Here is a 23,040-nt window from a genome sequence, read left to right as displayed (position 1 = left end):
GAGGACAAAGAAATGCCATTTATAGATTCAAAGGTTACAGTGAAGATGAGCGATGACCAGAAGGAGACTCTCAAGAGCAGTCTCGGTCAGGCGATAACAACGATGAACAAGACGGAGAGCTACCTTATGGTCGGCATCAACGATGGATACGACCTGTTCATGGGCGGAAAGAAACTTGATAAGGGTGCATATGTGGAAGTCAGCGTATTCGGTGATGTGACTCCTAAGGCATGTGATGCCATGACAGGAAAGATCTGCGATATATTTGCAGATGTACTTGGAATCCCGGGAAATGCGGTGTACGTGACTTACCACGGCGTACATGACTGGGGCTGGAACGGCGGTAATTTCTGATGTGGGAGATAGAAGTACTTGACGCTCTCCAGAATATACATACCCCATGGCTTGACAAGATCATGGTGGCGATCACATCCCTTGGAAATGCGGGAATACTGTGGATAGTGCTGGCGGCTGTGCTGCTGATCATTCCAAAGACGAGGAAGGCAGGGCTGTGCATGGCCATTGCACTTATCCTTGATCTTCTCATAACCAACTGCCTGTTAAAGAATCTTGTCGCCAGGACAAGACCATATGATGTGGCGAATTTTACAGATCTGATAGTGAAGAAACCAAAGGATTATTCCTTCCCATCGGGGCACACGGCGGCATCATTTGCAGCTGTCACGGCGTTGTTCATGAGGAAAGAGAAGCTTTTGGGCAGTATAGCATGTGTTGTGGCTGTGTTTATTGCTTTTTCAAGGATGTATCTGTATGTACATTTTCCGACGGATATTCTGGGTGGTATAGTGGTAGGAGTGGCATCCGGAGTGGCAGCAGGATTTATACTTAGAGCGATTGATAAGAAGCTTGCAGCCAGGGCGGCAGGTACAGATATAGAAAATCAGTGAAAACCAGATTGTGAGGATAAAGATTTCCATGAGCAACATGATTTGGCGAGTCGTTGGTTTGGAGAAATACAATCATGAGTGGTAGACAGTTTTGAAGACACTGACTTTGGAGATTCAGGAATATCTTGAAAAAGAGCGGAAATTACATATTAGATCTCTATAAAATGAGGCATATGGACTAAAAAGATGTTCATATGCCTCATTTTTAATATGACATTAAATACTTTAAATACACAGAAATTTCACAAATAAAACGCCTCTGTATACTATTGACATTAAAAAATAGAAGTATTAATATTTATGCAACTTGCGTCAAATCACACATAGCTGACGATCAGATATCGCATATCATAAATCAAATTCCTGATTTTGTGCATCTGAGGATTCTGTCAGCATTTCAAACTGAAACAAGGAGGAAATAGAATGATCAAAACATTGCTTGGTCAGGTGGGCGAGTACAAGAAGGACTCAATACTCACACCTGTATTTACGGCGGCAGAGGTCTTCATGGAGATCCTCATTCCATTTGTGACCGCCAAGATAATCGATGAGGGAATCAACGGACAGGACATGAGCAAGGTGTATATGTATGGCGGACTCATGCTTGTGTTGGCTTTCCTGAGCCTTTTCTTTGGAGTGATGGCGGGCAAATTTGCTGCCAGCGCATCGACGGGATTTGCATGCAATCTGAGGGAGGGCATGTACAGGAACGTACAGGAATTTTCATTTACAAATATCGACAAGTTCAGCACCGCCAGTCTTATAACACGTATGACGACGGATGTTACAAATGTACAGAACGCGTACCAGATGCTCATACGAATCGCAGTCCGTGCGCCACTCATGCTCATTTGCAGTATGATAATGTGCTTTACAATCAACGTGGAGCTGTCACTTGTATTTGTGGCAGCACTTGTGGTTCTTGCATTTGGATTGTTCTTCATCATATTCAAGGTAACACCTATATTTGACGAGGTGTTCAAAAACTACGATAACCTGAATGCCAGCGTTCAGGAAAATGTATCAGCGATAAGAGTCGTAAAGGCATTTGTCAGGGAAGAATACGAGGATAAGAAGTTTGGAAAGGCAGCAGAGGTCCTTGCGGAATTGTCCATAAAGGCTGAGAGCCTGCTGGCTTTCAACAATCCTATCATGATGTTTGTTATCTTCACATGCATGATGCTCCTCTCATGGATCGGAGCACATTTCATAGTCGGCGGAAGTATGACGACTGGTAATCTCACGTCACTTTTCAGCTATGTCATGAGCATGATGATGTCGCTGATGATGTTGTCCATGGTATTTGTCATGATCTCCATGAGCATGGCGAGCATGAGACGTATATCTGAGGTCCTTGAGGAGACCCCGACCATGACCAATCCTGATGAGCCTATCATGGAGGTGCCTGATGGAAGAATAGATTTCAACCATGTGGATTTCGTGTATAAGGCTGGCAGTGCAGAGGACACGCTGAAGGATATCGACATTCACATAAAGTCTGGAGAGACGGTCGGCGTGATAGGTGGAACCGGATGTGGTAAGTCGACATTTGTCAATCTGATAAGCAGACTGTATGATGTGAAGCCGGACAGCGGTTCGGTCTGTGTCGGAGGCCACGACGTGCGTGATTACGACATGGAGACCATCAGAAACGAGGTTGCGGTCGTGCTGCAGAAGAATGTGTTGTTCTCAGGCACTATACTTGACAACCTGAGATGGGGCAAGGCGGACGCCACGGAGGATGAGTGCCGTGAGGTGTGCGGGCTTGCCTGCGCGGATGAGTTCATAGACAGGATGCCGGATGGATACAACACCTGGATCGAGCAGGGCGGAAGCAATGTGTCCGGCGGTCAGAAGCAGAGACTCTGCATTGCCAGAGCGCTGCTCAAGAGTCCGAAGGTACTCATTCTCGATGATTCCACAAGCGCAGTTGACACTGCAACTGATGCGAAGATCAGGCAGGCATTTGCAACCAAGATACCGAACACCACCAAGATCATAATCTCACAGAGAATATCAAGTGTGCAGGATGCCGACAGGATCATAGTTCTGGATAACGGAATGGTGAGTGGATTTGACACACATGAGAATCTGCTGAAGAACAACACGATATATAAGGAGATCTATGATGTCCAGATGTCTGGCGGCGGAGATTTTGATGAGAAGATGAATTAATTATGAAGGAAAGGAGGCAGTGTAATGACAGGAAATACAGAGAAATACAGTGAAAATAAGATGGATGATAAAGTGGATGCAGGGCTGAAGAGACCTGGAAAGAATCAGGGCAAAAATCCCATGAAGGCACTTGGAAGGCTGATCAGATATATTCTTAAGGAATACAAGCTGGCATGCGTTACAGTTGTGGTCAGCATACTTATATCGGCACTTGCAATACTGAGTATATCGATGTTCATGCAGAAACTTATCGATGTATATATTGAACCGATGATGAAACAGAGCTCACCTGATTATGGACCTCTCGCCCACAGGATGCTGGGGCTTGGACTTATACTTGTGCTGGGAATCATCTGCGCATACGCGTACAACAGGATCATGGTAAATGTGACCCAGGGAACCATGAAGCGGCTCAGAGTTCAGCTCTTTGAGCGAATGGAATCTCTTCCGATATCTTTCTTTGATACGCATGCACATGGAGATATCATGTCGGTGTACACCAATGATGTTGACACACTCCGCCAGGTCATAAGCCAGAGTATGCCACAGCTTATCAACTCAAGCATCACATTTATCTCAACACTCATTGCTATGATAGTTCTTGATATACCGCTCACGGTTCTGTCGGTCGTCATGGTATTTATCATGATAAAGGCGACATCAAGCTTGGGCGCGAAGTCGGGAAGATATTTTATGAAGCAGCAGCAGGATCTTGGTAAGGTAAATGGTTATATAGAGGAAATGATGAGCGGTCAGAAGGTTGTCAAGGTGTTCTGCCACGAAGAAAAGGCATATGACGATTTCTGCAAGTTGAACAGATCTCTTCAGGACAGCGCCTACAAGGCAAATATGATAGCCAACATTACCATGCCGGTGAATGCGAACCTTGGAAACATAAGCTATGTTCTCTGCGCTGTACTTGGAGGTGTACTTGCAGTAAATGGCTGGTCAGGTCTTACCATAGGAACGCTTGTGGCATTCCTGACGCTTAACAAGAGTTTCACGATGCCGGTTACACAGATAAGTCAGCAGATCAACGCCATAGTCATGGCGGCTGCCGGAGCTGACAGGGTATTTACCATGACAGACGAGAAGCCTGAGGAGGACGAGGGCTATGTTGAGCTGGTAAATGCAAAGAAGGATGCAGATGGCAATCTCACGGAGACCGAGGAGAGAACCGGGCTCTGGGCATGGAGACATAGGCATGAGACAGGTGAAGTGACATACAGGGAACTCACAGGTGAGGTTGAATTTGAGAATGTTGATTTCGGTTACAATCCGGACAAGATAGTTCTGCACGATATAAATATGTATGCAAAGCCCGGACAGAAGATTGCATTTGTCGGAAGTACAGGCGCGGGCAAGACGACTATAACCAATCTGATAAACAGGTTTTACGATATACAGGACGGCAAGATAAGGTACGACAATATTAACATAGGCAAGATCAAAAAGCCGGATCTCAGGCGAAGCCTTGGTATAGTTCTTCAGGATACACATCTGTTCACAGGAACAGTCATGGACAACATAAGATACGGCAAACTGGATGCCACGGATGAGGAGTGCATCAAGGCTGCAAAGCTGGCAAATGCCCACGATTTCATAAAGCGTCTTCCTGACGGCTACAACACAGTGCTCACTGGGGATGGCTCAAATCTCAGTCAGGGACAGAGACAGCTTCTGGCTATCGCAAGGGCAGCGGTTGCGGATCCCCCGGCACTGATCCTGGACGAGGCTACTTCATCCATAGATACAAGAACCGAGGCTATGGTGTCCAAGGGAATGGATGCCCTCATGGAAGGAAGAACGTCATTTGTCATAGCCCACAGACTTTCCACGGTCAAGGATGCGGACTGTATCATGGTCATGGAGCAGGGACGCATCATAGAGAGAGGCACCCACGACCAGCTCATAGATATGAAGGGCAGATATTATCAGCTGTACACTGGCAAGAAGGCCGTAGCTGGGCAGGCGTAAGCCGAATTGTTTATAAAAAACAGAAAATTACTTGCAATTTAAAAATATTTGTGCTACCATAGGGGCAATTAATGGTAGTCGCAGTTAAGCTCAACGAGATGAAAGTTTCGTTGGGCTTTTTATTTTCGTAAGGGGGACCCGCCGTCAAGGCGGGAGATTCCTTGCGAAGCACGCATGCGCCTGCGCGAAGCGCTTTTGAATGCGCATGCTCAATTATTTTCGTAAGGAGGGGCCCGCGTAAGCGGGAGGAATCCTTGCAGAGGAAGCGCACTGATGTGCGCGCAGGTCATCAAGCTACGCTTGACGACATGTTGAGAAGCACGCATGCGCCTGCGCGAAGCGCCTTTGAATGCGCATGCTCAATATTATTTTCGTAAGGAGGAAATTATTATGCCACAAAACAAATTACAGGAATTCGTATTCACAACAATCATGGCCATGTTCATGGTCTATGGAATGATCTGCTACAATGTAGCATTAAGCACAGGAGGTTTCACCAATCAGACATTTGTCATGGCACTTCATGAGATGCCGATCATGTGGCCGATAGCTATTGTGCTTGAGCTTTTCGTGGTTGGAAAGCTTGCACCAATGCTTGCGTTCAAGATCGTGAGACCGACTGACAGACCACAGGTGATAACCTTCATGATATCATTCTACATCTGCATAATGATGTGTCCAATCATGAGCCTTATAGCAACTGTTTTGTTCAAGGATTCACCAAGTGTTGGTACATTTATCCAGACATGGGGAATGAATCTCCCTGTTGCACTGCTCTGGCAGCTCTGCTATTGCGGACCGCTTGTGAGATTGATATTCAGAACTATATTTAAGAGACAGCTTGCGGATTCTGGCTGTGTAGAGCCATCCAAAGAACCTCAGCCAGAGTCATAATTCTCCGTTTTGGAGAGTTTTGCCTAAAGTATAGACAAAGGCTGGGCGAGGTGTTACAATCCGTTCAAAGCATAGGTTTCAAGTCGAAGGTTTCTATGAGTCCGAACGTAAGAAACGGACCATTCCAACGTATCTATAATTTGCGAATTTCTCATGCTTTTATATCACATTTTTCATAAGAGCAGGAATAATATTCTGGCTGATTTTTTGAAGAAGAATAAGGCGGAGATTTTGCGTATGAATATATTTGAATATGATCAGGAAAAGCATATGAGGCAGACATATGAAGAAACGAGGGGCTGTGTATGAGTGAGGAATACATAACGCTGGATGGATTGTGTCAGCAGCTTTCAATATCGAGGGCAACGGGGCGGAACTGGCTCAGACTTGGGAAAATTGAATCACAGGGCATAGATCCGGCCGGTCAGATGTATTTCACAGAGGAGTACGTAAGTAATCTGAAACAGTCACTGGAAACTGGCGAACGAAGGTCGCTCAGAAGCCGGCGGAATAAGCGGTATGTGTCCGGCAAAGGATTGTATGACAGATATGTGTCAGACATTTGCGAGAGTACAGACACAGTAAAAAGTCTGGTGGATAAGCTGGAGAGGCAGAATATATGTGTGACTGAGATGGTCATGAGAACTCTGCTGGCGGATTGTGCACTCAAGCTGCTGGTAAGCAGTGGTGAGATTACTGTTGACAGAGAAATATTCCCTGCATATATAGATGGAAGCTTGACAATTGGTGTATGGAGTGCGCTGATCGATGATATAATTCAGGACAAAAAAGCAGCATTATCATGGGCAAATAATAACAAAAATCTTATGGACACCAATTACTATTATCAAAAGGGGGAGGACGTACTTGGACTTCTCTATATGTCTATAAGAGATGCAGGCAGCCGGAAGGCGGCTGGTTCATATTATACGCCGACAAAGGTAGTAAGAACGCTGATAAGTGATGTGACCGGTGATATGGGAAGCAGAATATCTGAGGGTGGTAAGCGATTATTCGATCCATGTTGCGGAACCGGTAATTTCCTTATACAGCTTCCGGATGATATAGAACTAAATAATATATATGCGTGCGATATAGATGAACTCAGTGTACAGCTTGCGAGGTTCAATCTGGCACTTGGGAGATTGTCCGGAAGAAGACATGTCAATGTGGACGAAGCGATCCGGACAATATATGAGCACATAGAGCGCAGAGACTTCATTTCAGAATACAGGAATGATTCAGAATGTGGTGGGGATGATAAGAAGCTCTTGGCTGATCCGGGATATGACATCATCATCGGTAACCCGCCGTGGGGATATACATTTGACAGGGAGACACGGACATTACTCAGGAAAGCATACAGAACTGCAGCCGGAAGGGGCGTGGAGTCGTCTGATGTGTTCGTGGAGTGTGCGCTGAAGCTGTTGACAGATGAAGGAGTTCTTGCATTTGTGCTGCCGGAGGCATTGTTAGATGTACATAATCATAAGACGATCAGGGAGATCATAGCCGAATCGGCAAATGTGAGCCGGGTGAGTTTCCTTGGCGATGCATTCTATGGTGTGCAATGTCCATCGTTGGTGCTGCAGCTTGAAAAGAGTTTTGATCCTGGACATAGCAAAGGTGCGGTGATCGAGAGAGACGGCAGAGAGTTTGTTGTAGGAACGGACAGGCCGCTTGGCAGTGAGAATTTTATGCTTAGGCTCACTGATGATGAGTACAGGCTGCTTTGCAGAATAGAAAATACAGATAACTGTGAATTTCTGCGTGGACAGGCAGATTTTGCACTGGGAATAGTGACCGGGGATAATGCGAAATATGTGTCCACAGAATGCGGAGAGGGAATGGAGGCAGTGATAACCGGAGCAGATGTATACAGATACAGATGCGGAAAAACGGAAAAATATATGTATCCGGAACTTACCCTGTATCAGCAGGCGGCGCCGCTGGAGCTTTACCGGGCTCCGGAGAAACTGATCTACAGGTTTATCAACAGACAGCTTGTATTTGTATATGACGACAGGCAGAGGCTTACGTTGAACAGTTGCAATGTGGTCATTCCACATATACCGGGACTTGATATGAGATATATCATGGCGATACTCAATTCAAGGGTGGCGCAGTACATATATGAGAAGCGGTACAACGCAGTGAAGGTTCTGAGATCCCATATAGAGAATATTCCTGTTCCAGTCGCAGACGAGGAGACACAGAGACGCATAATCTCAAAGGCAGAAGAGCTTATGGCAGAAGAACTTATCACAGAAAGTTCTGTGAATTCAGAAATGCAGACGTACAAGACAGGTAAAGACCATTTGCAGCGATACAGATTGTATGAAGAGATAGATGACATTGTTAGGAAGCTGTACTCAGTCACCGATGAAGAGTACGAGTTCATAAAGCAGTCTTTATCCGGTGACAAATATATGTTATAAAAATAATATACTTTAATTGATCAGGAAGAGGAAGAGACTATGAATAATATACTGCTTATAAACGATATGGCTGGTTATGGCAAGGTTGCACTGTCAGCCATGATACCGATCATGTCCAACATGAAATTTCAGGTGTACAACCTGCCGACAGCCCTTGTGTCAAACACACTGGACTACGGTAAATTCGATATTCTTGAGACCACCGGCTATATGAAGAACAGCATGAGAGTGTGGGGTGAGCTTGGATTTACATTTGACACCATAGCAACCGGATTTCTTGTATCGGAGGAACAGACCAGGCTTGTGGCTGAGTTCTGTGAGAAGAAGAAAGACCAGGGTGCGTTTATATTTGTCGATCCGATCATGGGCGATGACGGAATCCTGTACAACGGTGTTACGGAGAATACGGTTGGCTATATGAGACAGATGTGCAAAGTGGCGGATCTCATAGTGCCAAACTGCACAGAAGCAGCATTTCTTGCCAGCAAATACACTGACAAGAGGATACTGACCATGGCGGAGGCCGAAGATCTGGCACATACGCTTCACGGATATGGAGCAAAGACCGTAGTTATTACCAGCGTGAATATAGATGGACAGACAAGCACTCTCCTGTTGGATGGCGAGACAGACAAAATGAACGTGTTCCCATATACAGAGATTCCTGTGAGATTTCCGGGAACCGGTGATATATTCTCTGCTGTGCTTATCGGAAAGTACAGAGGCGGACACAGCATAGAAGACAGTGTGCAGTCAGCCATGAAAGTGGTGGAGAAGCTTATAGCCTTGAACAAGGACAATGTTGACAAGTACAAGGGAATCCCTCTTGAACAGTACATAGAGGTGATAACGGAATGAGCAGACCGCAGATCAAGATAACACTCATAGACCGCAAAGGCCCTCACGGCTGCCACAGGGGGCATAAGATAGGTGACAGCTACGATTTTGATACTGAGCGAGGGCAGCTCTGTCCCATGGCCATGCATGTGGCATTTCCATATGTGGATATTCTTAGATATGGTGGAACCATCCCGGGAAATGAGCCGGGAACTGCAGTGTTCTGTTGTCCTGATGTGGACACGATCAATGTGTTCAGGATAGAGGTTGTCCAGCCTGAGTAGGATAAGAATTGACAAATAAACGGCAAAGAGACAGCTAAAGAAGCGGTGTATCGGAAGAAAAAATCTCCCTTATATAATATAATACATGGTAAGTAAGACAGATGTATTTATCAAGTATGGGAGGTGGCACATATGGCAGGATGCAGAGCACATTACAATATATATGCATGGATAATTGCTGTGGTTATGTGCGTCTCATATCTTGGAGTTTGTGGGCTTTACAACCCGAATGTCAGGAATTATTCTGCGCATTCGGTATCATTGCTTGGTGAGAGTCGGGGAATAGACGCCGGGAACAACGATGTGCTCATGGTTGACAGTTCTGCGGGGCTTGTGATCCAGACAAGGAACATACGGACTGGAAATTCAGAAGAATCCATAGACGATACATGGATGCTGTCGGCGGTTCTTGCGGCATTGCTGTTGAGTCTGATATTCTGTGTATGTGCATCTGCAGGCAGATATCCCGAGATGACAAACAGCCGCAGATGGATACTCCTGGAATATATACACAGGTCAGACGGGAAAAAGCGCACCTTCATTGGGAATTAAATGTAATAGAGATTACCAGTGAAGGAGAGATAATTATGGCAATGGATATATTGGCTTATACATTTGGGGTTATAGCACTTGCAGCAGCTATCAAATGCTTTGTGGACGAAAACTGGGGTGAGAAGATGCACCGTGAATCAGAGGATATCACGGCTCCAGATGCAAAAGACATGACTCAGGATAAGAAGGCAGCTTAGATGATAAGCAGTTTAACCAGACAATAAAATAGAGAGAGAATTATTGATCCCACAGATATTATTATGGATATCTGTGGGATCATTTTTATTTTTTCATCCGGTTAAGCTCCGGTATTACGGTTAACAGCATTGTGAAAAAGCATGCGCTTCCTCCGAGTATATTTGATATAGGTTCAGCCATGAATACGCCATTTGTTCCGAGATGGAAAGCATACGGCAGCAGGTATGTAAGAGGGACTACGATGATCGCCTTTCTGAGCAGAGAGAAGAAAATCGCCTGCTTTTTCTTGTTCAGCGATTTGAAAGTAGTCTGGCCGATATACTGAAGCAGCATAAATGCAAATGCAGCGAAATATATTTTGAGAGCTGGGATGGAGTCACTTATAAGTGAACTGTCTGAGCTGAATACAGATATAAGTGCTCCCGGAGCAATCAGGATGATTCCCCATGCTATGACCATATATATCACTGCAAGCAGGGACATGATGGCTATGGATTTTTTGACATGATCGGGCTTTCTGGCTCCATAATTGTAGCTGATGACTGGGGAAGCACCTTCGGCTATTGACCAGATAGGAGTTTCGACGATTTGTCTGACGCTTGACACGATGGTCATGACTGACACATAGACATCGCCTCCGGTACGTGACAGGACACTGTTACAGCATATTGATACAAGGCTGTTTGTGAGCTGCATCACAAATCCAGCGGTTCCCAGACTGACAATATCCTTTGCATATGTCACACACTCCCTGAATTGTCCCAATGAAAGCAGCTTTACCTGCAATTCGGCTTTGTTCTTCAGAAAGTAGAGGACAAAAGCGGCAGACATGATCTGCGATATCACGGTGGCTATGGCCGCACCTCTGACGCCGAGATGTAGGACAAATATAAATACGGGATCGAGAATACAGTTGGCGGCAGCACCGACGGCCACTGTCAGCATACCTGTTACAGAATATCCCTGTGCATTGATGAATGGGTTCATGCCTGTTGATACCATGGATGGCAGAGTGCCAAGCAGATATATCATCATATATGGGTACGCATATGTGAGTGCGCTTTCCGATGCTCCGAACAGGACCAACAGCGGTCTTGCAAATATCATACCGACAGCCATGAGAATAATGGCAGCACCACATAACATAGTGAAGGCTGTATTCATTATGGTATCTGCGGTTTTATCATCCCCCATCCCTCTTCTGATTGAGAACAGAGGGGAACCGCCACTGCCAAACAGATTGCTGAAGGCAGTGATTATGATGGTGATCGGGAAACAGAGACCGACTCCGCCGAGAGCAGCGGTGCCCACATCAGGTATTCTTGCTATGTAGATCCGGTCGATCACGTTGTACAGCAGACTTATGAGCTGAGCCACTAGCATAGGCATGGCCACACCGAGTATATTTTGAGTTATCTTTCCATTTTCAAAGTTTACTCTTTTCATAGATTTCATTCCTTACAAAATGTATTGAATAGTTTACTTTCATATAATAGAACTGCAGTTAAAAATAATCAATAGACGTATATGGGGGTGTGTTATAGATATGAAACTACCTTCTCAATCATATTTTGTTTAAAGTGATTAAAAAATAATTAATATTTAACTAAATTAAGTTTGACTATTAGGTAGAGCTTAACTAATATGAAAACAGAAATGTATAATATATATAGAACAAATGGAATGACAGGAGACAATATTATGAAGATCAAGCCAAATGATGTTATGATCAGGTATACAGGACGTATTGACTGGACAGATGCGGAGAAGCCGGTGTGGGTATATCCTTGTACATCTGCGGAGATGAAATTTACGGGCAATACTCTTAAGATAAAGGTGTCCAACAGAAACAATTACTGGAACAATTATCTGGGCTGTATAATTGACCAGTCACAGAGAAGTTATTTTTTGAACAAAGAAGGGATCATGGAACTGGATATAGCGGTTCCGGATAACGATACAAATGAACATTGTGTGCTGTTCTTCAAGAGACAGGATGCATGCCATGAGGTAACAATACTTGAGTATGAGATTGGAGATGGGGAGAGACTTCTTCCTTTGAAACCGCTGTCAGGCAGGCGAATAGAGGTGTATGGAGATTCGGTGTCAGCGGGCGAGGTATCGGAGGCTGTCGACTGCGTTGGAAAGGAAGACCCGGTACACAATGGCGGTTATTCAAACAGCTGGTATTCGTATGCGTGGATTACTGCAAGAAAGCTGAAAGCACAGATTCATGACATAGCCCAGGGAGGGATAGCTCTCATGGACAGGATAGGATGGTTCCAAGAGCCGAATCAGATTGGCATGGAAAGTGTGTGGGATAAGATTCACTACAATCCTACATTTGGTCCGGTGACACAGTGGGATTTCTCCCAGTACACACCTCAGGTTGTTATAGTTGCTATAGGACAGAATGACAACCATCCGTATGATTTTATGAAAAATGACTATAACGGCAGGCAGGCGGAAACGTGGCGTGACCATTACATGAAATTTCTGGGAAAACTCAGGAAGACATATCCGGATGCACACATAATCTGCTGTACCACACTTCTCTGTCACGACTGTTCATGGGACAAGGCTATAGATGAAGTGGTTGACACTATGAATGATAAAATGATAACTCATTATGTATATGGAAGAAACGGCTGCGGCACGCCAGGACATCTCCGAATACCGGAGGCGTGTGAGATGGCAACGGAGCTGGCCGAATATATAGAAGGTCTCGAAATTGAGGGGTGGAATTAAATTATATCCTAACTTAGAGGTAATATAGGATTATTAATGAGCTGATGTTCAAATATGGAGGATAAACCATGGAAAATTATGATCTTGAAAGAATAAAATCAGTTATACAGCGCGCCCAGAGTGGACAGGAACTTACAATAGGGTTCCTTGGCGGTTCGATAACGCAGGGAAGTTTGGCGACGGAGCATGAAAATACTTATGCATACAGGGTATACAAGTGGTGGTGTGATACATTTCCACAGGCAAAGTTCAATTATGTGAATGGCGGAATAGGCGGCACAGACTCATACTATGGTGTGTCCAGGGCTGTGACTGATGTGCTCATGTACCAGCCTGATTTTGTGGTTGTGGATTTCAGTGTAAATGATGTGGATAACATATACTGTGAAGAGACCTTTGAAGGTGTGCTGAGAACACTGCTTGGCTGGCATTCAAGACCGGCGGTGGTGGTGCTCAATAATGTTTTCTACGACACGGGTGTGAGCACCCAGGATATTCACAACAGACTTGCAGATCATTATGGAGTGCCGTATGTGAGCGTGCACGACACCATATACAGACGGATGAAGGCGGGAGAATATAACAGGATCGACATAACCCCGGATGGACTTCATCCAAATGACAAGGGACATGGCCTGGTAGCCGGTGAGATAACAAAGTTTCTTGAGAGTATTGTAGGTGATCTCAAACAGTCTGAGAAATTGTCTGATGACTCAAATACGGATACCGCATATGCTGGCGCGGACACAGAGAATGATATCCAGGACGAATCAGCCTGCTCATGTGTACTTCCGGCACCTGTGACCGCAAATGCTTATGAGTATGCAAAGAGGCTTACCATACGCGAGATATGTCCTAAGCTTTCAGGGTTCAGGGCTGATACTCATGAGAAGAAGGGACACCTTGATCATTTCAAGAATGGATGGATCGGAGAAAATGCCGGTGATAGCATAACATTTGAGCTTGAAGGAAGTTGTATAGGTATACAGTACAGAAAGACAATATCAAGACCTGCGGTTAGGGCGCAGGCTGTGCTTGATGGGGATATCGAGCATTCAGTTTTATTAGATGGCAATTTTGATGAGGACTGGGGTGATTGTCTGTATATAGAGCCTGTGCTTCATCACGGTGAGAAGAAGAAACACACACTTGAAATAATGGTTCTTGATGATGAGTGTGCCGGCACTACACCATTTTATCTTATGTCTGTGATTGTTGCCTGATAGTGGCTGCCCTGAATATGCAAGTATTTAGAACGGAAGAATTATCTAAAAAATATAAATACATGATGTTGTATATTGCAATATTGGGAATATAGGACTATTATTAGCTCAGAAAGTACAAAGAGGTACTGCAGAATCTTGCAGTGCCTCTATTTTTTTTATGATGGATTTTATATCCGTACAGATTTTTGAGGAGGATGATGTTATGACACCGATGAACAATGCAGATTATCTTATCAGATTGCAGCACGCAGATGAACTTGACGCTATGAAGGCAGCAAAAAAGGCAAGCGGACTCACATATGAGGCGCTGGCAGAGAAAATAGGTGTGAATAAAGTATGGCTCGCATCAGCATTTGAGGGACAGCAGTATGTGCCTGAAGAATATTGCGATAAGCTTGCAGAAGCACTGGGAATAGATAAGTCAGCCACGGCATTTCTTGCAGAGCACCCATATAAAGGCAACACGGATCCTATTCTCTACAGACTTCATGAGGTCATTGATACATATGGTCCTGCCATCAAGGACATAATCCACGAGCAGGGCGGAAATGCCATCATGAGTGCCATCGATTTTGGCCTTGACGTGGATGTGACTGAGGATGCCGAGGGCAACCACAGAGTCATCATCAAGTTTGACGGAAAACTCCTGCCATATGCCAAGAAAGGACAGTATCCTTGGTAGAGTTGATGTGTTGACATTACAACTGTTGTAAGGTTTAATATCATGTGGGGACGGAGGTAACGGACGCCCTCCGTCCATATCAACATGAAAGACGAGGCCATACAAATCAATGGAAAAGAACCTTACGACCGGCAGTGTGCCAAAGACGATGGCGTATTTTGCACTGCCTTATCTATTATCTTATTTTCTACAGACTCTATACGGGATGGCGGATCTGTTCATCATAGGGCAGTTCTGTGGCAATGATGCCGGGGCCACCACAGCGGTGGCAAATGGCTCCCAGGTCATGCACATGCTCACAGTTATTCTGGTGGGACTTGCCATGGGAACCACAGTTGTCATAGGAAAAGCAGTGGGGGCGAAGAAGCTTCGGGATGCACAGGCGGCCATCGGAAATACAGTCACCATCTTCATGATAATATCAGTATTGCTTACAGTAATGCTGCTCATTTTTATAAATCCAATAGTTGCAGTTATGGATACCCCGGAGGAGGCTGTCAAAGGAATCACGGATTATCTGATAGTCTGCTTTATAGGAATTCCATTTATAACAGCATACAACGTGATAAGTTCCATATTCAGGGGACTCGGCGATTCCAAAAGTCCAATGTACTTCATCGCTGTTGCATGCGGCCTTAATATTGCACTTGATTATATATTTATAGGCGTCTGCGGCATGGGCCCTCTTGGCGCAGCACTTGGAACAACGCTGGCACAGACCTTCAGCGTTATAATATCATTTGTGGCGATAAAGAGAATGAACACAGGGCTGAGACTTACGAAAAATGATTTTGTTCCGAGAAGATCTGTGCTCGGAGAGATCGTAAAGATAGGTCTTCCGGTGGCTGTTCAGGACGGCTGTATACAGATAGCATTCATCATCATAACCGTCATTGCGAATAAACGTGGTGTAAATGACGCGGCGGCAGTGGGCGTTGTGGAGAAGATGATAAGCTTTATCTTCATAGTTCCATCGTCAATGCTCGCCACAGTGTCGGCACTTGCCGCACAGAATATTGGCGCAGGAAAGCATGACCGGGCGGAGCAGATACTAAGGTATGCGCTGGGGATCATAGTGGTATACGGAGCCATAGCTATTGCGGTAGTTGAAATATTTGCACCGGAACTTGTGGGACTTTTCAGCAAGAACAAGGTGGTTGTGACCATGGGTGTCCAGTATATAAGCAGTTATATCGTGGACTGCGTATTTGCCGGAATCCATTTCAGCTTCACCGGATATTTCTGTGCATATGGCAAATCCTACATAGGATTTATACACAACATGATAGCCATAGTATGTGCAAGGATTCCGGGCTCATATCTGGCATCGATCAAATATCCTGATACATTGTTTCCTATGGGATTTGCGGCTCCTGCGGGATCACTTATCTCGATAGTTATATGTGTGAGCGCATTTGTGTGGATGAAGAGACGCGGTACGCTGTATAAGGCGAACCTATAAGAGATATGTTTATTGGTGATAGTAATGTTTACTGAGCGTCCCTTTCGTAAAGGTATTATTGTCGTGAGGATAGATTTATATGGATGAAAACAGATTATTCAAGATAGGTGAAGTGGCGAAGATGTATCATGTGAGCATGGGTACACTGCGCCATTATGAGAAGGAGGGACTTCTCACACCAGAATATACAGATGAAAATACCGGCTACAGATATTATGGAGTGCGCCAGCTTGAGGTGCTCAATACCATAGGTTATCTTAGGGTGTTGGACATGCCGCTATCCGAGATCAGAGACTTCATTCAGAACAGGGATGTGGAGCTTATAGAGGAAAAATTGCTCAATCAGAAACAGATCGTGTCGGCAAAGATCCGGGATCTGGAGCTCATATCAAAGAAGTTGGACCACAGGCTGGAATTTCTTCGGGACGCATCTGAATCGGAGCTGGAAGTTATAACAGAGAAGATAATTCCGCCTGAAAGGATAGTGCAGGTGCGGGAGAAGCTTGAACTTGGAACATACCTTGGACTGGAAGGTTCGATCCGCAGATTTCAGGAGAATCAGGATAAGATACTGGTGTTCCTGGGCAAAGTCGGCGTGGGAATATCTGAGGACAATCTGCGGCACGGCAGATATGTGTACGACCGGGCGTTCCTCATATTGGACGATGAGGAGGAATACCGCGGCGATGTGGAATTGATCCCGGCACAGAGGTGCGTCACTATAAGATTCCGCGGCAGTCACAACGAGGCCCCGGAACACTATGGCAGACTCATGGAATATATAGAAGAAAAACATTTGGAAATGACAGATTTTGCAAGGGAGATAACCCTCATCGACAACGGCCTTACAAGTGACACGAGCAAGTTTGTCACGGAGATACGGATCCCGGTAGGGGATGCCACACGTCAGTCGTGAGGAATATCATGGAACCTTCCGTCCAGCTCCTCGGTCTTGACCACGTTGATAAATGCGTGCTCATCGATCCCACGGATCATCGGTATGAGCTCACGCTTCGCTTCCGAGTTGATGACGGAGTAGATGAGGGTTTTCTCCTTCTCCTCGTAACATCCGACACCCTTGAACAGAGTAGCGTCATGGTGAGTCAGGTCGCTGATGGCGTGGTAGATCTCATTTGACTTGTCGGAGATGATGAACAACGTTTCTTTCTTATACCTCTTATATAGAAGCTGGATCACCTGGGTGCTGCAGAACTGGTAAATGATCGAATACAGAGCCTTAGACCAGCCAAACAGCGCGCCGGCAGCGATCAGCATCACGATGTTTCCGAGCAGTATGTAATTCCATGCATCAATACCCTTCTGGTGGGACAGGAATATGCTTATGAAATCAGTTCCCCCGGTGCTGGTTCCAACGTTCAGGCACAGGCTGATGGCGAGTCCGTTGATGAGACCGCCGAACAGGCTTACAAGCATTATGTCGTCAGTGAATACATATGATGGCAGAATATCCACAAATATACTCGACAGAAGAATGACTATGATCGAATAGAGGGTAAATCTTTTGCCGATATATTTGTATGATATGTATGTGGGAAATAGATTCAGTCCAATGTTGAATACTGCAAAAGGCACGCTTATGTGCAGAAATTTTATTCCAATGTTCTGGAGAAGCAGGGATGCTCCGGAGAACCCGCTTGGAAACAGTCCTGCGGTCTTGGCAAAGCATCGGAGATTCCATGCGTATAGTATAGATGCAAATACGACGATGAACAGGCGGAATGCCTGATAAAATCTTGGGTGTTTTAACTCTAGAGATTGAAACATAGCGGTACCTCCTTTGTAAGTGTCACTGTAAAAAGCGGTTAATTTTCAAATGGGCGAACCCTCAAAGTCACGCCTAAATCCTTGCATATCTGGCGGCATCGCTTGATCTTGTCCTCAGGCATGACCTTTTCTACAACGGTCATGACAACATTGGGAACGTACCTTTTGGCAAGAACGGCAAAATCCTTGATGGCCGCGTAGGACTGGATCCCATAGCGTGATCTGGTCAGTTCAAGAAATTCATTTTCATCAGGGGCGTTCAGGGATATTGATACAGTGTCGAATCGGCCCTCAAGCTCAGGTGTGACATCTCTCCCATATATAAGATTGGCAAGTCCGATGGTGTTGAGACGGACTTTGAGATTGGGATATGTGTTTTTCAGTGAATCGATCACCGCGCACACGTCTTCCAGTCTCTCAAGAGGCTCGCCAAATCCACAAAATACAAGTTCATTTATGATATTCAGGTCATACTTTGAGAAAAGTTCCAGAACCTCCTCTATAGAAGGCTCGCCATCCTTCAGCCAGAGAGTATTGTTCTCCTGCTGCTTTTTTGTCTGCCTCAGGCAGAACACACAGCTGCATGGACATTTGTTTGTCATGTTTACATATATATTTTTGCCTGTGAGATCCCCGCTCTTTGCAATGTCGAGGTAACCTTCCTCACCGACTTTTCCGGTTACAGTGTATAAAACCATAGTTGAATCTCCAATCGTTTAAGTTATTCCTCAGTCAGATCCTTCATGTACATTTCAAAGCACAGTCCCCAGTTCTCCGGAACATTGTTCTCAACACAGTAGCTGATGCACTTTGACACATAGGAAGCTGCCTTTTTAACGGATTCATAGACGCTGTGTCCGTTCATATACATACCCGCAATGATGGCTGCAATCACATCCCCGGTGCCGCTCCTGTCGCCGCCGATCCTGTCAACCATGACCATCTGGAAATCCTCATCCTTGTTGTAGATGAAGTTGGCTATCTGAGTCTTATTGAAATGTATTCCTGTCACAACGATATGTTCCGGTCCCTGCTTTGCCAGGACCATGCACATTTGCTTGAGCTCGTTCACGGTCACAGTGTGCTCCGGATATGGAAGATCAAGGAGGGTGCAAAGCTCCGTCAGATTAGGAGTGATAATGTCGGCATATTTTACAAGCTCCTTCATCTTGCTGCACATAGATGCGGTATAGGTCGGGTACAGTTTTCCGTAGTCACCCATGACGGGATCAACGATAACAAAATTCTTCTCGTTTTTAAAGTATTTGATAAAGTCGATAACTATATCAACCTGTTCCTCAGAACCGAGAAATCCTGTGGATATGGCATCGAACTGCAACTCCAGATCCTTGTAGGTCTGGATATAATCCCGCATTTTTGGTGTGTAGTCATCAAAGTAAAATATAGGAAACTGTGTATGTGTAGACAGTATTGCCGTCGGTACAGTGACTGCCTGGATCTTCATGGCGGACACTATCGGCGCCATGACAGCGATGGAACATCTTCCGAATCCTGTAACATCATTTATTAGAGCGATTTTTTTCTGCATCTTAGTTCTCCAAATTCAATAAATATAGTAGATTTTATCATCAAATACAGGTGTGTTCAATATTTGAATTCCGTCAGACCAAGTGAAATTTATGTGCAAAAGGGAGGGAATGGGTAAAATTTCTACATTGCCCCATATCTTGATACGTAGTAAAATATAACCATATTTTGCATGGCGGGTGTTCAGGAGGAATGAGTATGAATGAAGTCGTTTTAAAGATATATGTCTTTTCGTCAATCATAATAGCCGTCATGGATATTATACTGGCGATGAAATCCATAAAAAAGAATAAGACGACGGGAAGGTTTCTGGGACTTGCCTGCATAGGAGCAGCTATAGTTGATGTCAGTTATCTTATCAGCATTATAAGCGATTCGTATATGGCCATGTCCGTCATGTCGAGTATATATTTTGTAAGCATTGATTATATGCTGGTATGTCTGCTCATATTTACTGTTTATTTTACAAACGGACGTTTTTCAAAGTATGGAAAGGCGGCGATAGGCTTATGCTTTTTTTACTGTCTGTATGAGCTTGTAATATTTGCCATAAACCCATTCAAAAATATAGCGATAGGGTATGTCAGAAGGGACACCGTCATAGCAAAATACAGCTATGATATGAAGCCGCTGTATGATATGCATCTGGTTTTTTCATATGCGCTGGTGGGTGTGGTACTCATACTCCTTGTAAAGAAGCTTTGCACGATTCCGCATGAATATCGTTTGCAGTACAGCAGTGTCATTCTGGGACTCTCTGTGCTCGTTGGGATAAATGCAATATTTCTCTACGTTCCGGGATCGGAGGTGTACAAACTTCTGGATTATTCCATCTGCGGCTACAGTCTTACATCATATATTCTGTACTGGAGCTGCTTTAATTATTCAACCCATGGCATGCTCAACAAACTAAAGACAAACATATTCGAGAATATAGGTCAGGGAATAGTTTTGTTTGATTATGACAACCATTTGATCCTGCACAATGACAGAGCGGATGACTTCCTTGGAAAGGAACTCCTCTGCAGATGTGAGAATCTGCAGCAGTTTCTTGAGACGTATGATCTGTCCGTTGATCTTGCAGCTGATGACGACAGTTTTTCTCTGCAGTGCTATATAAAAGGTGATGATGGAGACAGACCTTTAAGGTGTGACATCAGAAGGCTTGACAACAAGGAAGGCCGAAGGCTTGGCCAGATGTTCGTATTTTCGGATATATCTCTGGAGACGGATATGCTTACAGGATTTCAGAAATGGGATAGCTTTCAGAGACTTGCCATGGAGGAGGTGGACCATTTTACGTTTCCGGTTGGAGTGGCAATATGCGATATCAACGGATTGTCCGTGATCAACAGCACCCTGGGTAATCAGGCGGGTGACCAGAGGATAAATGCACTTGCGGGCATCATGAGAAAGGACTTTCCGGAGAGAACATATTACGTCAGGGGTATTGATGCGCACCTGATAGCACTTTGCAGTCACAGCAGTGAGGAAGAGATGGCGGCATGTGTTGAAAAGGTCAAAGAACAGTATGATGGAAGTATACAGTATGCAGTGGGGGTGGCTGCGGATGAGGGACAGAGCATCGTCGCTGCAATCACTGATGCGGCAACAGCCATGAAGACAAAAAAGCTTGTGGACAGTGAATCATCGCACTCAGATATGCTGACATCGCTTATAAGGGCTCTTGAGGAGTGCGACAGCGATACGGAACAGCATGTGCGTCGTACACAGGAGCTGGGGGCTGAGCTTGGCAGACGAATAGAGCTGTCAGATAGCCAGCAGAGCAAGCTGGCGCTGCTCTGTCTGCTCCATGACATAGGAAAGGTAGGAGTTCCTATGGAGATACTTAACAAACCGGGAAAACTCACGGATGAGGAATGGAAGATCATGCGTTCCCACGTTGAGAAGGGTTATGAGATCGCCATGAGCAACACAGAACTCAGACAGATCGCGGAGGAGATAAGGCATCATCATGAGAGATGGGATGGAAATGGATATCCGGATGGACTGAGCCGTGAAAGCATACCGGTTCTGTCACGTGTGATCGCGGTGGTCGATGCATTTGACGCAATGATCAATGACAGACCTTACAGAAAGGGTATGCCGATATCAAAAGCGATAGAAGAATTAAAGAGCTGCGCGGGCAGCCAGTTTGATCCATATATAGTTTCGGAGTTTATAAGGCTTGTATCAGAGAAGTATGCAGATTCGCTGGCAGCTGACTCAAAGCAAGGGGCTGCTGATGGTGGTGTCGGTGCAGATGGTAATGGAGAGAATGTTGGTGATCGAACTGCCCCAGGAGATGGTCTGGCGGACGCTGATGGTGATGGCGCCAGCACAGACGACGAACAGACAGAGATCCGGATTATGGCGCGCAGACAGATGGTGGATTCTACTGAATATGGCAAGGATGCGTTTCGTGTACATACAGTCAAATATAGCAGATATCTGGTGGATGAAAACTGGAGGATCATATCTGTAGACGATAATTTTGAGGAGCTTACGGGTTACAGCAAGGAGGACATAGAGAATAATATCATAACCCAGATCGACCTTATACCGGACGAGGATAAAACAGAATATCTCTGTCAGGTAAATGCGAATCTGGCAAAGAGCACATTTGTATTTCAGGAACACAAGATACATAGGAAGGATGGCAGGGATATATATGTATTATGTACTGGAAGAATGTTTTATGATTCGGCACTTCAGAAAGACAGAGGAGAAATAGTAATAGTGGATGTATCAAGTACATATGCTTTGAAGATGCTGACAGATGCGGAGCAGAATAAGGCGGATGTGAGACTCAGAAACTGGGAGAATACCTATCGTACAGATCCCCTCACAGGACTTTTGAACCATGCGGCATTTAGAAGTGACATGGAGCAGAGACTTCTTGAGTGTACGCACACAGCGGTGATGATCATGATGGATGTAGACAGATTCAAGCAGTACAACGACACCTACGGACATCACAATGGCGACAAATATCTTGTCCTTGTGGCACAGACACTGCAGGCGGCACTCCGCGGTGATGACCATGCATGCCGTATGGGCGGTGATGAATTTGCAGCCATGCTGTTCTTCAACAAGAGTGTGTCTGATGACGTGATAAGGGAACGTGCCCAGCAGATATTTGACAAGGTGAACCTGACTGTGAAGGCCACAGAGGGAGGAACAGGAATCTCCATGGGTGCGGTGATCGCAAGAACTGAACTGACATTCAACGAGATGTATGAGGAGGCGGATAACGCCCTCTATGATGTTAAGGAGAGTGGAAGAGGCAGGATTGAGGTGAAGAGGCATGGGGAGTAGATTTAAGG

Annotated in this window: 20 protein-coding genes; 16 read left to right on the top strand and 4 right to left on the bottom strand. The window is 45.1% G+C overall.

Features of this window, described 5'->3' with window-relative positions:
• Positions 1-12: 12 nt before the first annotated feature.
• From DWW70_RS09995 to DWW70_RS15005, 10 genes are all read left to right on the top strand, one after another.
• Positions 13-354: a phenylpyruvate tautomerase MIF-related protein gene (locus DWW70_RS09995; RefSeq protein WP_015533597.1), complete on the top strand. Its 342-nt coding sequence runs from the start codon at positions 13-15 to the stop codon at positions 352-354.
• Positions 354-908, top strand: a complete 555-nt coding sequence (locus DWW70_RS09990) for a phosphatase PAP2 family protein (RefSeq protein WP_199669326.1) — start codon at positions 354-356, stop codon at positions 906-908. The genes DWW70_RS09995 and DWW70_RS09990 overlap by 1 nt, the downstream gene beginning before the upstream one ends.
• Positions 909-1,331: 423 nt before the next feature.
• Positions 1,332-3,083 (top strand): ABC transporter ATP-binding protein, encoded by a 1,752-nt coding sequence (locus DWW70_RS09985; RefSeq protein WP_118649788.1) that lies wholly within the window; start codon positions 1,332-1,334, stop codon positions 3,081-3,083.
• 60 nt (positions 3,084-3,143) lie between these two features.
• On the top strand, positions 3,144-5,060 hold the full coding sequence (locus tag DWW70_RS09980) for an ABC transporter ATP-binding protein (RefSeq protein WP_199669327.1): 1,917 nt from the start codon (positions 3,144-3,146) through the stop codon (positions 5,058-5,060).
• 390 nt (positions 5,061-5,450) lie between these two features.
• A complete protein-coding gene (locus tag DWW70_RS09975; RefSeq protein WP_118649786.1) occupies positions 5,451-5,954 on the top strand; it encodes a DUF2798 domain-containing protein in 504 nt (167 codons plus the stop codon).
• A 305-nt stretch (positions 5,955-6,259) separates the two neighbouring features.
• Positions 6,260-8,392 (top strand): TaqI-like C-terminal specificity domain-containing protein, encoded by a 2,133-nt coding sequence (locus tag DWW70_RS09970; RefSeq protein WP_118649785.1) that lies wholly within the window; start codon positions 6,260-6,262, stop codon positions 8,390-8,392.
• Positions 8,393-8,431: 39 nt separating this feature from the next.
• Positions 8,432-9,250: a pyridoxamine kinase gene (locus DWW70_RS09965; protein WP_015533605.1), complete on the top strand. Its 819-nt coding sequence runs from the start codon at positions 8,432-8,434 to the stop codon at positions 9,248-9,250.
• Positions 9,247-9,513, top strand: coding sequence for a TIGR04076 family protein (locus tag DWW70_RS09960; protein WP_118649784.1), 267 nt, complete (start codon positions 9,247-9,249; stop codon positions 9,511-9,513). Before DWW70_RS09965 ends, DWW70_RS09960 begins: the two co-directional genes overlap by 4 nt.
• A 132-nt stretch (positions 9,514-9,645) precedes the next feature.
• Positions 9,646-10,065: a hypothetical protein gene (locus DWW70_RS09955; protein WP_055147572.1), complete on the top strand. Its 420-nt coding sequence runs from the start codon at positions 9,646-9,648 to the stop codon at positions 10,063-10,065.
• Between the two features lie 35 nt (positions 10,066-10,100).
• Positions 10,101-10,262: a hypothetical protein gene (locus DWW70_RS15005; RefSeq protein ID WP_015533608.1), complete on the top strand. Its 162-nt coding sequence runs from the start codon at positions 10,101-10,103 to the stop codon at positions 10,260-10,262.
• Between the two features lie 85 nt (positions 10,263-10,347).
• Here DWW70_RS15005 and DWW70_RS09950 read toward each other — a convergent pair whose 3' ends face one another.
• On the bottom strand, positions 10,348-11,709 hold the full coding sequence (locus DWW70_RS09950) for an MATE family efflux transporter (RefSeq protein ID WP_022216274.1): 1,362 nt from the start codon (positions 11,707-11,709) through the stop codon (positions 10,348-10,350).
• 255 nt (positions 11,710-11,964) lie between these two features.
• Here DWW70_RS09950 and DWW70_RS09945 point away from each other — a divergent pair, with 255 nt between their 5' ends.
• The 5 genes from DWW70_RS09945 to DWW70_RS09925 all read left to right on the top strand — a co-directional run bounded on the left by DWW70_RS09945 (position 11,965) and on the right by DWW70_RS09925 (position 17,297).
• Complete coding sequence (locus DWW70_RS09945; protein ID WP_118649783.1) at positions 11,965-13,011, top strand: GDSL-type esterase/lipase family protein; 1,047 nt, start codon at positions 11,965-11,967, stop codon at positions 13,009-13,011.
• 68 nt (positions 13,012-13,079) lie between these two features.
• A complete protein-coding gene (locus DWW70_RS09940; RefSeq protein WP_118649782.1) occupies positions 13,080-14,234 on the top strand; it encodes an SGNH/GDSL hydrolase family protein in 1,155 nt (384 codons plus the stop codon).
• A gap of 205 nt (positions 14,235-14,439) precedes the next feature.
• Positions 14,440-14,919 carry a cyanase gene (locus tag DWW70_RS09935; RefSeq protein ID WP_015533612.1) on the top strand — a complete coding sequence of 160 codons (480 nt, stop codon included), beginning with the start codon at positions 14,440-14,442 and terminating at the stop codon, positions 14,917-14,919.
• 109 nt (positions 14,920-15,028) lie between these two features.
• Complete coding sequence (locus DWW70_RS09930) at positions 15,029-16,381, top strand: MATE family efflux transporter (protein ID WP_118649781.1); 1,353 nt, start codon at positions 15,029-15,031, stop codon at positions 16,379-16,381.
• Between the two features lie 79 nt (positions 16,382-16,460).
• Complete coding sequence (locus DWW70_RS09925) at positions 16,461-17,297, top strand: MerR family transcriptional regulator (protein WP_118649780.1); 837 nt, start codon at positions 16,461-16,463, stop codon at positions 17,295-17,297.
• On the opposite strand, the gene DWW70_RS09920 is transcribed toward DWW70_RS09925, so the two are convergent.
• The 3 genes from DWW70_RS09920 to DWW70_RS09910 are packed head-to-tail and all read right to left on the bottom strand — an operon-like array spanning position 17,288 to position 19,715.
• Entirely contained in the window at positions 17,288-18,166 is an 879-nt protein-coding gene (locus DWW70_RS09920; RefSeq protein ID WP_118649779.1) for a YitT family protein, read from the bottom strand. The genes DWW70_RS09925 and DWW70_RS09920 overlap by 10 nt on opposite strands.
• Positions 18,167-18,204: 38 nt before the next feature.
• Positions 18,205-18,864, bottom strand: a complete 660-nt coding sequence (locus DWW70_RS09915) for a TatD family nuclease-associated radical SAM protein (RefSeq protein ID WP_118649778.1) — start codon at positions 18,862-18,864, stop codon at positions 18,205-18,207.
• A 23-nt stretch (positions 18,865-18,887) separates the two neighbouring features.
• Positions 18,888-19,715 carry a pyridoxamine kinase gene (locus DWW70_RS09910; protein ID WP_118649777.1) on the bottom strand — a complete coding sequence of 276 codons (828 nt, stop codon included), beginning with the start codon at positions 19,713-19,715 and terminating at the stop codon, positions 18,888-18,890.
• A gap of 197 nt (positions 19,716-19,912) precedes the next feature.
• On the opposite strand from DWW70_RS09910, the gene DWW70_RS09905 reads away from it, so the two are divergent.
• Positions 19,913-23,032, top strand: a complete 3,120-nt coding sequence (locus DWW70_RS09905) for a diguanylate cyclase domain-containing protein (RefSeq protein ID WP_118649776.1) — start codon at positions 19,913-19,915, stop codon at positions 23,030-23,032.
• Positions 23,033-23,040 lie beyond the last annotated feature (8 nt).

Origin of the sequence: Coprococcus sp. AF16-5 (assembly GCF_003479365.1) — a bacterium.
In the GTDB taxonomy this organism is placed as follows: Bacteria; Bacillota; Clostridia; order Lachnospirales; family Lachnospiraceae; genus Coprococcus; species Coprococcus aceti.
This window is presented reverse-complemented; position numbering and strand designations above follow the sequence as displayed.

Coding starts and splice junctions, on each gene's coding strand:
- DWW70_RS09975 (WP_118649786.1), top strand. CDS start 5,451: ATGCCACAAAACAAATTACAGGAATTCGTATTCACAACAATCATGGCC.
- DWW70_RS09995 (WP_015533597.1), top strand. CDS start 13: ATGCCATTTATAGATTCAAAGGTTACAGTGAAGATGAGCGATGACCAG.
- DWW70_RS09950 (WP_022216274.1), bottom strand. CDS start 11,709: ATGAAAAGAGTAAACTTTGAAAATGGAAAGATAACTCAAAATATACTC.
- DWW70_RS09935 (WP_015533612.1), top strand. CDS start 14,440: ATGACACCGATGAACAATGCAGATTATCTTATCAGATTGCAGCACGCA.
- DWW70_RS15005 (WP_015533608.1), top strand. CDS start 10,101: ATGGCAATGGATATATTGGCTTATACATTTGGGGTTATAGCACTTGCA.
- DWW70_RS09980 (WP_199669327.1), top strand. CDS start 3,144: ATGGATGATAAAGTGGATGCAGGGCTGAAGAGACCTGGAAAGAATCAG.
- DWW70_RS09960 (WP_118649784.1), top strand. CDS start 9,247: ATGAGCAGACCGCAGATCAAGATAACACTCATAGACCGCAAAGGCCCT.
- DWW70_RS09905 (WP_118649776.1), top strand. CDS start 19,913: ATGAATGAAGTCGTTTTAAAGATATATGTCTTTTCGTCAATCATAATA.
- DWW70_RS09990 (WP_199669326.1), top strand. CDS start 354: ATGTGGGAGATAGAAGTACTTGACGCTCTCCAGAATATACATACCCCA.
- DWW70_RS09955 (WP_055147572.1), top strand. CDS start 9,646: ATGGCAGGATGCAGAGCACATTACAATATATATGCATGGATAATTGCT.
- DWW70_RS09970 (WP_118649785.1), top strand. CDS start 6,260: ATGAGTGAGGAATACATAACGCTGGATGGATTGTGTCAGCAGCTTTCA.
- DWW70_RS09985 (WP_118649788.1), top strand. CDS start 1,332: ATGATCAAAACATTGCTTGGTCAGGTGGGCGAGTACAAGAAGGACTCA.
- DWW70_RS09945 (WP_118649783.1), top strand. CDS start 11,965: ATGAAGATCAAGCCAAATGATGTTATGATCAGGTATACAGGACGTATT.
- DWW70_RS09910 (WP_118649777.1), bottom strand. CDS start 19,715: ATGCAGAAAAAAATCGCTCTAATAAATGATGTTACAGGATTCGGAAGA.
- DWW70_RS09930 (WP_118649781.1), top strand. CDS start 15,029: ATGGAAAAGAACCTTACGACCGGCAGTGTGCCAAAGACGATGGCGTAT.
- DWW70_RS09940 (WP_118649782.1), top strand. CDS start 13,080: ATGGAAAATTATGATCTTGAAAGAATAAAATCAGTTATACAGCGCGCC.
- DWW70_RS09925 (WP_118649780.1), top strand. CDS start 16,461: ATGGATGAAAACAGATTATTCAAGATAGGTGAAGTGGCGAAGATGTAT.
- DWW70_RS09920 (WP_118649779.1), bottom strand. CDS start 18,166: ATGTTTCAATCTCTAGAGTTAAAACACCCAAGATTTTATCAGGCATTC.
- DWW70_RS09915 (WP_118649778.1), bottom strand. CDS start 18,864: ATGGTTTTATACACTGTAACCGGAAAAGTCGGTGAGGAAGGTTACCTC.
- DWW70_RS09965 (WP_015533605.1), top strand. CDS start 8,432: ATGAATAATATACTGCTTATAAACGATATGGCTGGTTATGGCAAGGTT.